The sequence below is a fragment of the Kitasatospora sp. NRRL B-11411 genome (genome assembly GCF_000721345.1).
In the GTDB taxonomy this organism is placed as follows: domain Bacteria; phylum Actinomycetota; class Actinomycetes; order Streptomycetales; family Streptomycetaceae; genus Kitasatospora; species Kitasatospora cineracea.
In genome coordinates, this window is record NZ_JOGH01000119.1 from 19,338 (window position 1) to 31,695 (window position 12,358).

Here is a 12,358-nt window from a genome sequence, read left to right on the forward strand (position 1 = left end):
TGTGACGGTTCGCCAAGGTGCTCGGTTTCGGACATGACGGACCGTGACGGGGCGGTTGAGTATCCGTACTCACGACCTCCTCCCGCCCCGGCGGGACCCTGGGCGCATGACCGCATCCGTGCCGCACCGCACCACCTCCGCCTACTACCTGCAGGCCGTCGCCTCCTTCGGGTTCGCCACCGCCGCGCTCGCCCTCGGGATCGCGTACCTCCCGGTCAGCGCCTGGATGCGCGCCTTCCTCGGGGTCGGGCTGCTGTACGTGATCACCTCCGCGTTCACGCTGGCCAAGGTGGTCCGCGACCGCCAGGACGAGGGCGCGATCACCAGCCGGGTCGACCAGGCCCGGCTGGAGAAGCTGCTCGCCGAGCACGACCCGTTCAAGGTGGACGGGATCTGAGGGCGGGGGGCGGTGGCGGGAACCGGGGCCGGGGCGAGGGGTTGACGGCTAAGGCTATTAGCCTTAGCTTTATGGCTATCGGCAGCAGCCGGGCCCGGAGAGCCCGGAGCGCCGGACGCCCGCCAGGAGGCCCGCGATGAACAGCACCCTCGGCACCACCACCCGGTACCTCGACGTCACCGGCGGCCGGATCGCCTACGACGACGCCCCCGGCTCCGGCGTCCCGGTCGTCCTGCTGCCCGGCATGCTCGACAAGCGCGCCGTCTACCGCCACCTCGCCCCGCTGCTGAGCGCCGCCGGGCACCGGGTGGTCACCATGGACCTGCGCGGCATGGGCGAGTCCTCGACCGGCTTCACCGACCACACCCCGGCCGCGATCGCCGAGGACCTGGCGGCCCTGCTGGCCCACCTGGACCTGCGCGGCGCCGTCCTGGTCGGCAGCTCGTACACCGGCGCCACCGTGGTCCGGGCCGCCGCGCTCGCCCCCGAGCGCACCGGCGGCGTGGTGCTGATCGACGCGTTCATCGAGAACCTGCCGCTGAACGGCTTCCAGAAGGCGCTGTTCGGCCTGGCCGCCCCGCTGGTCACCGCGTTCCCCGGCCTGTGGGGCACGATGCAGAAGTTCTACTACCCGGCCGGCAGCAGGCCCGCCGACTTCGAGGACTACCGGGCCGGGCTGGCCGCGATGCTCCGCGAGCCCGCCCGCAAGGCGGCGCTGCGCGGCTACCTGAAGGGCGACTCGGCGCCGGTCGGCTGGTGCGCGGCCGTCGACGTGCCCGCGCTGGTGCTGATGGGCGACCGGGACCCGGACTTCCCGAAGCCGGAGCTGGTCGCGGACCGGCAGGCCGCCGCGCTGCGCGGCCGCAAGGTGATGATCGGGGGCGCCGGCCACTACCCGATGGCCGGTCACCCGCAGGCCGTCGCCGACGCCCTGCTGCCCTTCCTGGCCGAGCTGCCCGGCACCGGCGGGAGCGCCCGCTGATGCCCCGCGCCGGACTCTCCACCGCCGCCGTGGTGGACCACGCCCTCGAACTGATCGACGAGCGCGGCGCCGAGGCGCTCACCCTGGCCGCGGTCGCCGCCAGGGCGGGCGTCGCCACCCCCTCGCTGTACAAGCACGTCGCCGGGGGCCTGCCCGAGCTGCGCCGGCTGGTCGCCGTCCGCACCACCGGGGAGCTGGCCGACCACCTGGCCGCCGCCGTCCTCGGCCGCTCCCGGGACGGGGCGGTGCGCGCCCTGCTCGCCGCGTACGCCGGGTACGCGCTGAGCCACCCCCTCCGGTACGCGGCGCTGCCGCAGGTGCCGGACCCGGATCCGGGCCCGGAGCTGACCGCGGCGGCCGAGCGGCTGGTGGGCGTGCTGTTCGCGGTGCTGCGCGGCTACGGGCTGGCGGGCTCGGAGGCGGTGCACGCGGTGCGGACGCTGCGCGCCGCGGCCCACGGATACGCCTCGTTGACCACGGCGGGGGCGTTCCAGCTCGCCGAGGGGACGGACGTCACGCTGGAGCGGCTGACCGGGGTGCTGGTCGAGGGCCTGGCCAACTGGCCCGGCGCGGAAGGCGCGTGACCTCCGGGGCGCTGCCGCGTTCTCCACGGTATGAAGAAGCGCAGCCTGCTCGCCTTTGCCTCGCTCGCCGTCGGGGTGGTCGCCTCCCTCGCCGCCCCCAGCGCGCACGCCGCGCCGGAGCACCGCACCGGTCCCGGCCCGCTGAAGGACGCCGTCTCCGCCCCGGACCTGCCGGTGGAGCAGGACTCCGCGCGGGCCGCCGCGGAGCAGACCGGGCCCTGAGCCCCGCGGGGACGCCGACCAGGGTGGGAACGCGCCGGTGGCGCGCCGTCCACACCTTTTCGCAACCTGTCCCCCACCATTCCGACACCGCCGGTGCGTAACACTGTCCTTCGGTCGGGAAGTCATACCGCGTGGAGACCTTCCACGGGTGTGGCCGACAAGCACGGAGGATCAGGACATGCCGCAGGCGACTCAGCACATCGAGCCCGGCACGGGGCTGATCCCCGCTCCCCGGACGGCGCCGGACGGCGCCCCGGGTGCCGCGCGGCCGGCGGCCGCCCCGCCGCGGGAGGGCTGGGGCAGCGCGCTGCGGCGCGGGATCGCGGTGGCGCGCGGGCTGCGCTCGCTGCGGCCGGTCGCCGCGGGCCCGCAGCGCGGGTACGGCGAGGTCGACGGCCAGTGAGGCCCCCGGGCCGGGTGTCGGAAATGACCGCGTTGCCCGACGTGTCGTGAAAGCGGCCGGTTGCCCGGTGCGTCCATAAGATGGTCAGCACTGGCACGTCGACCGGAAGGGCCGGGCGCCTCCCATGGACCAGGACCGGAACTCCCCGCGCCGCGCCAGCCGTTCCGAGCTGCGGTGCGTGCGGGCGCTGCTCCGGGCGTCGAGCGCGGCGGAACTGCTGGCGGCGCTGCTGGCCGAGGGCCCGGCCTGGATCACCGGCGAGGGCTCGGCGCTGTACCTGCTGGACGGCGGCGGGATGCTGCGGCTGACCGCCTCGCACGAGCTGCCCGAGTGGGCGCACCGCAAGTACGGGGTGGTCGACCCGGCGAGCGGGCTGCCCGCGGCACTGGCGCTGCAGCGGCGGGAGCCGGTGCTGCTGAGTCCGCAGCAGACCAGCGCGGACTACCCGAACACGGCGGCGGGCCTGGGCACCGGCCTGGTCGCGCTGGCGGTGCTGCCGCTGGTGGTGGACGGGGACCCGGTGGGTTCGCTGGCGCTCGCGCTGGCCCACCGCGGGGCCGTCCCACGGCGGGACGTGGAGCTGCTGGAGACCTTCGCCGACGTGGTCGCGCACCGGCTCGCGCACCTGCTGGACCACGTGCACGCGGCCGACCCCGCCTCGGACGGTCTGCGTACCGAACTGCCTTCCCCGGACGGCGAGTTGCTGTCGCTGGCGGTGCGCTCGGCGGGGGTCGGGGCGTTCGAGCGGGACCTGGTCACCGGCGAGACGCTGTGGGACGCGCAGGCGTACCGGCTGGTGGGCCTGCCGCCGCCGGGGGCGACCGGGCGGGCGCCGGACCTGGCGGACGTGGTGCACCCGGAGGACCTGCCGGACGTGCAGGCCGCGCTGGCGGACGCGCTGGCGGTCGGCGGCCCGTACCGGATCTCGTACCGGGTGGTGCGGCCGGACGGGACGGCCTGGCAGGTGGACGAGGCCGGCGAGGTGATGCTGGACGTGCACCGGCGGCCGGTGCGGACGGCGGGGCTGCTGACCGGGCGGGAGTGGCGGCCGGGTCCGGCGGGCGGCCTCGCGGCGGCCGCGGCGGCGGGGGCCCGCTCGACCCTGCTGCTGGCGCTGACCAGGGCGCTGTCCCGGGCGGTGACGGTGCGCGAGGTGACCGCGGCGCTGACCGACGTGGCCCGGCCGGCACTGGGCGCGGCCGGCGTGGTGCTGGACCTGGTGGACGAGGGCCGGCTGATGCCGGTGTCGCCCGCGCTGTTCGGCGGCCCGCACCGGGCGGAGCTGAACCGGCTGCACGACCTGGCGGGCGGGGTGATGGAGCACGTGCTGGCCCGGGCCACCCCGCTGTTCAGCGAGCCGGGCGGGCCGGGGCGGGGCCCGGGGGCGCCGGCCGCCTGGACGGTGCTGCCGCTGGTGGCCTCCGGGCGGCAGGTCGGCTCCTGCCTGATCACCTTCGCCACCGAGCGGTCCTTCAGCCGCGAGGACCGCACCATGTACTCGGCGTTCGCGGGCATCCTGGCGCAGTCGCTGGAGCGGGCCCGGCTGTACGACGTGCACCACGAGCGGGCCAGCGAGCTGCAGCGGGCGATGCTGCCGCGCTCGCTGCCGGTGCTGCCGGGGATCGCCTCGGCGGCGCGCTACCTGCCGTCCACCGAGGGGATGCAGATCGGCGGCGACTGGTACGACCTGCTGCGGCTGCCGGACGGCCTGGTCGGGCTGGTGATCGGCGACGTGCAGGGCCACAACGCGGAGGCCACCGCGGTGATGGGGCAGCTGCGTTCGGGCCTGTGGGCGTACGCGACGGACGGCAACGACCCGGCGGCGGCGCTGGAGCGGACCAGCCGGCTGCTGGCCGAGATGGAGACCGAGCTGTTCGCCACCTGCCTGTACGTGGTGCTGGACCCGGCGAGCGGGCTGCTGCGGGCGGCCCGGGCCGGGCACCCGCCGCCGGTGCGGATCGGGGCGGGCGGGGCGGCCGAGCTGGAGCTGCCGGGCGGCCCGCCGCTGGGGGTGCTGCCGGATGTGCGCTACCCGCCCGCGGAGGCCCGGCTGGAGCCGGGCGAGACGCTGCTGGCCTACACGGACGGGCTGGTGGAGGTCCGGGACGAGGACTACGACGAGTCGGTGCAGCGGATGCTGGGCGGGCTGGAGCTGTGGACGGCGGAGGCCGGCGGGGCCCGGCGGCTGGGACGGCCGGAGGCGCTGGAGCGGCTGGCCGACCTGCTGACGCTGAACGTGACGGAGCGCGAAGTCCGGCAGGACGACGTGGCGTTGCTGCTGCTTCACCGGATCTCTACCTGAGCTCCGGCCCGTCCCGCCCGGCTTGTCCGAAATTGACGGAATCTGAACAGCCGAAGTTGGAACCGTTCATACGCAAGTAGTAACACCACCATAAACTCCGCGTGTGACGACCACTCAATGGTGCCTGGCAGCAACCGCCTTGCTCGCCCTCTCCAGCCTCGCGGCCGCTGCCCGCTCCCGTGCCGTCACCCGGGCGCTGCGCTCCCGGCTCGCCCGGAGCGAGGGCGAACTCGCGGACGTCCGGGCGCAGTTGGCCGCCGAACTGGCCGACCGCCGGGCCGGGGCCGAGGCCGCCCTGCAGGAGCAGGAGATGAACGCGGCGACCCGCCGGGCCTTCCTCAACGTGGCCCGCCGGATCCTGGTGATGGCGCACGACCAGCAGGCCGGGCTGGACGAGATGGAGCGCACCCACGACGACCCGGTGCTGCTCGACGGCCTGCTGCGGGCCGACCACGCCGCCGCCCAGCAGGCCCGCCTGGCCCAGACCCTGGCCGTGCTCTGCGGCTCCCGGGCCGGCCGGACCTGGCCCGAGCCCGTCCCGCTGGAGGACGTGGTGCGCGGCGCCCAGGGCCGGATCCTGCCGTTCCAGCGGGTGGTCGTGCACAACCGGGTGGACACCGCGGTGCTCGGCGCGGCCGCCGAGGCGCTGATCCACGCGGTGGCCGAACTGCTGGACAACGCCACCCGCTACTCGCCGCCCAGCTCGCAGGTGTACGTGACGCTGATGCCGGTGCACAACGGCGCGGTGATCGAGATCGACGACTGCGGCGTCGGGATGACCGACGTGACGGTCACCAAGGCCGCCGCCGCGCTGGCCGGCGGCGGCTCGCTGGAGGTCTCCCGGATCGGCGAGGTCCCGCAGCTGGGCCTGGCCGCCGTCGGCCGGCTCGCCCAGCAGTACGGCTTCCGGGTCACCGTGCACTCCACGCCGTCCCCGTACGGCGGCGTGCGGGTGGTGGTGCTGCTGCCGCACGCGCTGCTCACCGACCCGCTGCCGAGCGGCCTGCCCGGCACCGTCCGACCGCCTGCTGCCGCCGCCGCGCCGCAGCCCCGGGCGGCCGACCCGCTGCCCGTCCGCCCGGTCTCCCCCCGGACCGCGGCGGCCCAGCGGCCCGCGGTGCCGCCGCAGGGCGGCGCGCTGCCCCGCCGCACCAACCGCCGGGGCAGCGCCCCGCGCGACCCGTTCCCCGCGGAACCGGCGGTGTCGCCGCGCTCCGCACGCGAGGCCCAGGCCTTCATGTCGCTGTTCCAGAGCGGCACCGCCGACGGCCGCCTCGCCGCCCAGCAGGACCGGCGGTCCGACGCGGACCGCCCCGACGTATTCCCCGCTTCCCCCCAGGGAGACTCCCATGACGACCAACCCTGATCTCGGCTGGCTGCTGGCCGACATCGTCTCGGTACCGGAGGTCCGGCACGCCCTCGTGGTGTCCAACGACGGACTGGAGATCGGCCGCAGCGCGCAGATCGACCGGGACGACGCCGAGCGGCTGGCCGCCGCCTGCTCCGGGCTGCAGTCGCTGTCCCGGGGGGTGGCGACCGGCTTCGGCGACGGCAGCACCCGGCAGATCGTCATCGAGTACGGCGGCGGCTACCTGTTCGTGGTCGCCGCCGGGGCCGGCGCGCACCTCGCGGTGGTCACCGGGGAGACGGTGGACGCGGGCCTGGTCGCCTACCAGATGCAGATGCTGGTCGGGCGGATCGGCGAGCACCTGACGGCCGCGCCCCGGCAGGAGACCACCGCCGCCGGGGACCTCCGGTGAGCCGCGGACCGGTACGCCCGTACGTCATCACCGGCGGGCGCAGCCGGGCCGGACGGAACGTGCTGGAGTTCGAGAGCCTGGTGCGGACCGTGTCGGGGGTCGCGGTCGATCCGATGGTGGTGAACCGGGAGCAGCTGGAGATCCTGGAGATCTGCCGGGAGCTGCTGTCGATCGCCGAGGTGGCAGCCCACCTCGGCCTGCCGATCAGCGTGCTGAAGGTGCTGGTGGGCGACCTGTGGGAACTGGGCGCGGTCCAGGTGCTGCCGCCCGCACGGCCGGCCGAGCGGGCACCGCTCGCCCTGATCGAGGAGGTGCTGGTTGGTCTCCGTCAGCTCCGTTGAGCCCGCCTACCTGCCGCCCGGCGTGCAGGGCGCGGTGAAGATCCTGGTCACCGGGCCGTTCGGGGTGGGCAAGACCACCCTGGTCGGGGCGCTGAGCGAGATCGACCCGCTGCGCACCGAGGAGACGATGACCGCGGCCGGCGAGGACGTGGACGACCTGACCGGGCGTCCGCACAAGTCGACCACCACGGTGGCGCTGGACTTCGGCCGGATCACGCTCAGCGGCCGGCTCGCGCTGTACCTGTTCGGCACGCCCGGGCAGCAGCGGTTCTGGCCGCTGTGGGAGGACCTGTCGCGCGGGGCGCTGGGCGCGATCGCGCTGGTCGACTCGCGGCGGATCGAGGAGTCCTTCGACGTGCTCGGGCTGCTGGAGGAGCAGCGCATCCCGTTCGCGGTGGCGGTCAACCTGTTCCCGGACACCCCGCCGTACCCGGAGGAGGAACTGCGGGCGGCGCTCGACCTGCTGCCCGGCGTGCCGATCCTGACCTGCGACGTCCGCGACGAGGGCGCCGCGCACCGCCTGCTGATCGATTTCGTCGACCACCTGCGGGTCGGCGCCCTGGAGCTGTCATGACCGTTCCCGAACACCTGGCGGCCACCGGCTGTCCCTACACCGGCCGCCCGGCCGGTGCCCCGCTGTACGGCTCGGCGCTCACCGCCGACCCGCACGGCCTGTACGCCCGGCTGCGCGCCGAGCACGGCCCGGTCGCGCCGATCGAGCTGGAGCCCGGGGTGGAGGCGTGGCTGGTCATCGGGTACCAGGAGATGCTCGAACTGACCCGCAACGAGCAGCAGTTCTCCAAGGACTCGCGGGGCTGGCGGGTGCCCCGGGAGGGCCGGCTGCGCCCGGACTCGCACCTGGTGCCGATGACCACCTGGCGGCCCACCCTGCAGAGCGCGGACGGCGCCGAGCACCAGCGGCTGAGCACCGCGGTCGGCGACACGCTGGCCCGGATCGACCACAAGCGGCTGCGGGAGACCACCGAGGCGGCCGCGATGGCGCTGATCGAGAGCTGGGGGCCGGACGGCACCGCCGACCTGGTGGCCCAGTTCACCCGGCGGCTGCCGCTGCTGGTCTTCACCCAGCTGCTGGACCTGCCCGAGGAGGACGGTCCGCCGCTGCTGGAACTGATCACCGGGGTGGTGGACAGCACCGCCGACTCGCAGCGCTCGGCCGCCGCGCTGGCCGGGCTGCTGGCCTCGCTGGTGCGGCGGCGGCGCGAGCGGCCCGGCGACGACCTGACCTCCTGGCTGCTGACCCACCCGGTCGGGCTGACCGACGAGGAGGTGGTGCACCACCTGGTGGTGCTGCTGGTGGCGGGCAACGAGCCGACCATCAACTGGATCGGCAACACGGTGCGGCTGCTGCTGACCGACCGCCGCTTCCGCACCAGCCTGACCGGCGGCCGGGCGACCGTCGCGGACGCCCTGGACGAGGTGCTGTGGCGCGACCCGCCGGTGCAGAACTTCCCCGGCCGGTGGGCCACTTCGGACACCGTGCTGGGCGGCCAGTACATCAGCGCGGGCGACCTGCTGGTGCTCGGCCTGGCCGGGGCCAACGACGACCCGTCGGCGCACGGCCCGGACGGCCTCAGCGGCAACCGGGCCCACCTGGCCTGGGGCGCGGGCCGGCACGTCTGCCCGGCCAAGGACCCGGCCCGGCTGGTCGTGGAGACCGCGATCGAGACCCTGCTGCACTGCCTGCCTGATCTCCAACTCGCCGTCCCAGCACACGAGTTGACCTGGCGCCCGTCGCCCTGGTCGCGCGCCCTGACCAGCCTGCCGGTGCTGTACAGCGCCTTCACCCCGCCCCGCTCCGCCCCGCCCGAGAGGACCGCATGGACACCGCAGCCGCAGACCGGGTCTGCCCCTACAGACTCGACCCCGTCGGAGCCGACCAGCACGCCGAGAACCGCCGGCTCCGCGCTCTCGGACCTGCGACGCAGGTTGAGCTCCCTGGTGGGGTGGTGGTCTGGGCGGTGACCGGCCACGACGCCCTGCAGCAGCTGCTGGCCGACCCCCGGGTCGGCAAGGGCGTCGAGCACTGGTCGCTGTACCGGGAGGGCCGGCTGCCGGAGGGCTGGCCGCTGCTGACCTTCGTCACCGTCCCCGGGATGACCACCTCCGACGGTGCCGACCACCGCCGGCTGCGCGCGCTGTCCGCCCAGGCGCTCACCCCGCGCCGGATCGCCGAGCTGGCGCCGGCGATCGAGCGGCGGGTCGCCGAACTGCTGGACGGCCTGGCCGCCGCGGAGGACCCGGCGGACGGGGTGGACCTGCGCAGCCGGTTCGCCTACCCGCTGCCGATGCACGTCATCGGCCGGCTGCTGGGCCTGACCCCGGAGCAGCAGGACCGGCTGCACGAGCTGTCCGACGTCGTGGTCAGCTCCTCCGCGGCGCCCGGCGCCGGCGCCGCGGCCGCCCGCGACATCGGGGCGCTGCTGGCCGGGGTCGCCGCCGCGAAGCGGGCCGCGCCCGCCGACGACCTGACCAGCGCGCTGATCGCCGCCCGCGAGGACCAGGACCGCCTCACCGAGCCCGAGTTGATCGGCGTCCTGCTGCAGCTGGTGGTGGCGGGCCACGAGACCACCCTCAACCTGATCTGCAACGCGGTGCACGCCCTGCTCACCCACCCCGAGCAGCTGCGGCTGGTGCGGGACGGCGCGGTGCCGTGGTCCGCGGTGGTCGAGGAGACGCTGCGCTGGAACTCCCCGGTCGGCCAGTTCCCGATGCGCTACGCGCTGGAGGACATCGACCTCGGCGGGGGCGTGGTGATCCGCAAGGGCGACGGGATGCTCGCCTCGTACGCGGCTGCCGGGCGCGACCCGGAGCACTGGGCGGACCCGGACCGCTTCGACCTGACCCGCTCCCCCGTCCGGCACCTCTCGCTCGGGCACGGGCCGCACTTCTGCATCGGCTCCGCGCTGGCCCGGCTGGAGGCGGAGACCGCGCTGCGCGAGCTGTTCGCCCGCTTCCCCGGACTGCGGCCGGCCGAGGGCGCGGACCCGCGGCCGATCCCCTCGTTCGTCAGCAACGGCATCAGCAGCCTGCGCGTCCGGCTCGGCTGACGGGGCGTCGGCCACCGCCCCCGCCGGGTCGCTCCACGTGACCGGGCGGGGGTCGGCCTCGTTGCACCTGCCATGAAGAAGCTCACCGCACTCGCCGTCCTCTCCGTGGCCGGGCTGGCGCTCGCCCAGGCCCCCGCCCAGGCCGCCCCGATCGCCTCGGCCGGCGGCCTCGGCCAGGCCCAGGGCCTGGACACCGGCTACCACGGCCCGCTGCCCTCCACCGCCGAACTGTGCCACCGCGACCTGGCCCAGTACCCGGTGGTCGGCCCGCTCACCGACTCCGCCACCGGCGCCTGCGAGGCCCTCGGCGCGACCGTCGACGGGAAGTAGCCACGCCCCGACCCCCGACGGTCAGGAGCCACACCCCGGACAGGCGAACCGCTATGGTGCGAATGTCCGTTTCTTCCGTGGTTCCTGGCGTGAGGTGATCCCGTGGGCAGCGTGGCCGACCAGATGGTGGAAGTGCTCCAGCAGGCCGGGGTCGAACGCGTCTACGGGGTGGTCGGCGACAGCCTCAACCCGGTCGTCGACGCGATCCGCCGCGCCGAGGGCATCTCCTGGGTGCACGTCAGGAACGAGGAGGCCGGGGCGTTCGCGGCCGCCGCCGAGGCCGAGCTGACCGGGCGCCTGGCGGTCTGCGCGGGCAGCTGCGGCCCCGGCAACACCCACCTCATCCAGGGCCTGTACGACGCCCAGCGCAGCGGGGTGCCCGTACTGGCCCTGGCCTCGCACATCCCGTCCGCGCAGATCGGCACCGGCTTCTTCCAGGAGACCCACCCCGAGCGGGTGTTCACCGACTGCAGCTCCTGGTGCGAGATGCTCTCCAACCCGGTCCAGCTGCCCCGGCTGCTGCGGGTCGGCATCCAGCACGCGCTGGGCTCCCCCGGCGTCTCGGTGCTGGCCTTCCCCGGCGACGTCGCCGCGCTCACCGCCCCCTCCCCCACCGGCCGCAGCAGCTTCCTCACCGAGCAGGCCGTCGCCGCCCCGCCCTGGTCCCAGGTCCAGTCCCTCGCCGAGGCGCTCAACTCCGCCCGCACGGTGACCGTCTTCGCCGGCGCGGGCGTCCGCGGCGCGCACGAGGAGCTGATGCACCTCGCCGAGGTGCTGCACGCCCCGATCGGGCACTCGCTGCGCGGCAAGGAATGGGTGCAGTACGACAACCCCTACGACGTCGGGATGAGCGGCCTGCTCGGCTACGGCGCCTGCCACGAGGCCCTGCACGAGGCCGAGTTGGTGCTGCTGCTGGGCACCGACTTCCCGTACGACTCCTTCCTCCCGCAGGCCCGCACCGTCCAGGTCGACCACGACGCGACCCGGCTCGGCCGCCGCACCCCGCTCGAACTCGCCGTGCACGGCGACGTCGCCGCCACCCTGCGGGCCGTGCTGCCGCTGCTGGAGCGCAAGACCGACCGCCGCTTCCTGGACGGGCTGCTGGACCGGCACTGCAAGGCGCTGGAGACGGTGGTCGGCGCGTACACCAGGGGCATCGAGAAGCACCGGCCGATCCACCCCGAGTACGTCGCCTCGGTCCTCGACGACGTCGCCGACCAGGACGCCGTCTTCACCGTCGACACCGGCATGTGCAACGTCTGGGCCGCCCGCTACCTCACCCCCAACGGGCGCCGCCGGGTCATCGGCTCCTTCCTGCACGGCTCGATGGCCAACGCCCTGCCGCACGCGATCGGTGCCCAACTCGCCTTCCCCGGACGGCAGGTGGTCTCGATGTCCGGCGACGGCGGGATCGGCATGCTGCTCGGCGAACTGCTCACCGTGGCGAAGTACCGGCTGCCGGTGAAGACCGTGGTGTTCAACAACGGGGCGCTCGGCATGATCAAGCTGGAGATGCTGGTCTCCGGCTACCCCGAGTCCGAGATCGACAACGGCGACGTCGACTACGCGGCGATCGCCCGCGCCTGCGGCATCGCCGCGAAGCGGGTCACCGACCCGGCGAAGGTCCGCGAGGTCCTCGCCGACGCGCTGGAACGCCCCGGCCCCGCCCTGGTCGACGTCGTCACCGACCCCAACGCCCTCTCCATCCCCCCGCACATCACCGCCGCCCAGCTCAAGGGCTTCGCCCTGGCCGCCGGCCGCACCGTCCTGACCGGCGGCGTCGGCAAGATGATCGACCTGGCGCGCTCCAACCTCCGCAACATCCCGCGCCCCTGACGGGAACCTCGGGGCAGGGGGAGGGCCCTGGCGGGCGGCAGGCAAGCGGCTTCGCCGGGGCAGGGAAGGTGGAGGGGAGGCCCTGGCGGGCGGCCGGGGGGAGGCCCTGGGGAGGGGCCGGTCGGCCCTGGTG

General features: G+C 75.1%; 14 protein-coding genes. All 14 read left to right on the forward strand.

Annotated features, from left to right (window positions below):
- The first annotated feature begins 106 nt into the window (after positions 1 to 106).
- The 14 genes from IH44_RS0133085 (at position 107) to IH44_RS0133150 (ending at position 12,225) form a co-directional block, all read left to right on the forward strand.
- Entirely contained in the window at positions 107 to 397 is a 291-nt protein-coding gene (locus tag IH44_RS0133085; RefSeq protein ID WP_030463492.1) for a YiaA/YiaB family inner membrane protein, read from the forward strand.
- A gap of 136 nt (positions 398 to 533) precedes the next feature.
- Positions 534 to 1,379, forward strand: coding sequence for an alpha/beta fold hydrolase (locus IH44_RS0133090; RefSeq protein ID WP_035957171.1), 846 nt, complete (start codon positions 534 to 536; stop codon positions 1,377 to 1,379).
- Positions 1,379 to 1,963: a TetR-like C-terminal domain-containing protein gene (locus IH44_RS0133095; RefSeq protein ID WP_030463494.1), complete on the forward strand. Its 585-nt coding sequence runs from the start codon at positions 1,379 to 1,381 to the stop codon at positions 1,961 to 1,963. The genes IH44_RS0133090 and IH44_RS0133095 overlap by 1 nt, the downstream gene beginning before the upstream one ends.
- Before the next feature lie 30 nt (positions 1,964 to 1,993).
- Positions 1,994 to 2,185, forward strand: coding sequence for a hypothetical protein (locus tag IH44_RS0133100; protein ID WP_030463495.1), 192 nt, complete (start codon positions 1,994 to 1,996; stop codon positions 2,183 to 2,185).
- 178 nt (positions 2,186 to 2,363) lie between these two features.
- A complete protein-coding gene (locus IH44_RS0133105) occupies positions 2,364 to 2,588 on the forward strand; it encodes a hypothetical protein (protein ID WP_030463496.1) in 225 nt (74 codons plus the stop codon).
- Positions 2,589 to 2,712: 124 nt separating this feature from the next.
- Positions 2,713 to 4,890, forward strand: coding sequence for a SpoIIE family protein phosphatase (locus tag IH44_RS43335; RefSeq protein ID WP_051817786.1), 2,178 nt, complete (start codon positions 2,713 to 2,715; stop codon positions 4,888 to 4,890).
- 103 nt (positions 4,891 to 4,993) lie between these two features.
- Positions 4,994 to 6,256 (forward strand): sensor histidine kinase KdpD, encoded by a 1,263-nt coding sequence (locus tag IH44_RS0133115; RefSeq protein ID WP_157852550.1) that lies wholly within the window; start codon positions 4,994 to 4,996, stop codon positions 6,254 to 6,256.
- A complete protein-coding gene (locus IH44_RS0133120) occupies positions 6,240 to 6,650 on the forward strand; it encodes a roadblock/LC7 domain-containing protein (protein ID WP_030463499.1) in 411 nt (136 codons plus the stop codon). Before IH44_RS0133115 ends, IH44_RS0133120 begins: the two co-directional genes overlap by 17 nt.
- Positions 6,647 to 6,991 carry a DUF742 domain-containing protein gene (locus IH44_RS0133125; RefSeq protein WP_030463500.1) on the forward strand — a complete coding sequence of 115 codons (345 nt, stop codon included), beginning with the start codon at positions 6,647 to 6,649 and terminating at the stop codon, positions 6,989 to 6,991. Before IH44_RS0133120 ends, IH44_RS0133125 begins: the two co-directional genes overlap by 4 nt.
- Positions 6,969 to 7,565: an ATP/GTP-binding protein gene (locus IH44_RS0133130; RefSeq protein ID WP_030463501.1), complete on the forward strand. Its 597-nt coding sequence runs from the start codon at positions 6,969 to 6,971 to the stop codon at positions 7,563 to 7,565. The genes IH44_RS0133125 and IH44_RS0133130 overlap by 23 nt, the downstream gene beginning before the upstream one ends.
- Entirely contained in the window at positions 7,562 to 8,974 is a 1,413-nt protein-coding gene (locus IH44_RS48725; RefSeq protein WP_232795177.1) for a cytochrome P450, read from the forward strand. The genes IH44_RS0133130 and IH44_RS48725 overlap by 4 nt, the downstream gene beginning before the upstream one ends.
- A complete protein-coding gene (locus tag IH44_RS0133140; protein ID WP_232795178.1) occupies positions 8,971 to 10,059 on the forward strand; it encodes a cytochrome P450 in 1,089 nt (362 codons plus the stop codon). Before IH44_RS48725 ends, IH44_RS0133140 begins: the two co-directional genes overlap by 4 nt.
- A 72-nt stretch (positions 10,060 to 10,131) precedes the next feature.
- On the forward strand, positions 10,132 to 10,389 hold the full coding sequence (locus tag IH44_RS0133145; RefSeq protein ID WP_030463504.1) for a hypothetical protein: 258 nt from the start codon (positions 10,132 to 10,134) through the stop codon (positions 10,387 to 10,389).
- 102 nt (positions 10,390 to 10,491) lie between these two features.
- A complete protein-coding gene (locus IH44_RS0133150; RefSeq protein WP_255358159.1) occupies positions 10,492 to 12,225 on the forward strand; it encodes a pyruvate dehydrogenase in 1,734 nt (577 codons plus the stop codon).
- Positions 12,226 to 12,358: the final 133 nt, after the last annotated feature.

Bases quoted from the DNA above. Each gene is read 5' to 3' on its own strand.
- IH44_RS0133085 (WP_030463492.1), top strand. From the start codon at position 107: ATGACCGCATCCGTGCCGCACCGCACCACCTCCGCCTACTACCTGCAG.
- IH44_RS0133145 (WP_030463504.1), top strand. From the start codon at position 10,132: ATGAAGAAGCTCACCGCACTCGCCGTCCTCTCCGTGGCCGGGCTGGCG.
- IH44_RS48725 (WP_232795177.1), top strand. From the start codon at position 7,562: ATGACCGTTCCCGAACACCTGGCGGCCACCGGCTGTCCCTACACCGGC.
- IH44_RS0133095 (WP_030463494.1), top strand. From the start codon at position 1,379: ATGCCCCGCGCCGGACTCTCCACCGCCGCCGTGGTGGACCACGCCCTC.
- IH44_RS0133120 (WP_030463499.1), top strand. From the start codon at position 6,240: ATGACGACCAACCCTGATCTCGGCTGGCTGCTGGCCGACATCGTCTCG.
- IH44_RS0133090 (WP_035957171.1), top strand. From the start codon at position 534: ATGAACAGCACCCTCGGCACCACCACCCGGTACCTCGACGTCACCGGC.
- IH44_RS0133100 (WP_030463495.1), top strand. From the start codon at position 1,994: ATGAAGAAGCGCAGCCTGCTCGCCTTTGCCTCGCTCGCCGTCGGGGTG.
- IH44_RS43335 (WP_051817786.1), top strand. From the start codon at position 2,713: ATGGACCAGGACCGGAACTCCCCGCGCCGCGCCAGCCGTTCCGAGCTG.
- IH44_RS0133105 (WP_030463496.1), top strand. From the start codon at position 2,364: ATGCCGCAGGCGACTCAGCACATCGAGCCCGGCACGGGGCTGATCCCC.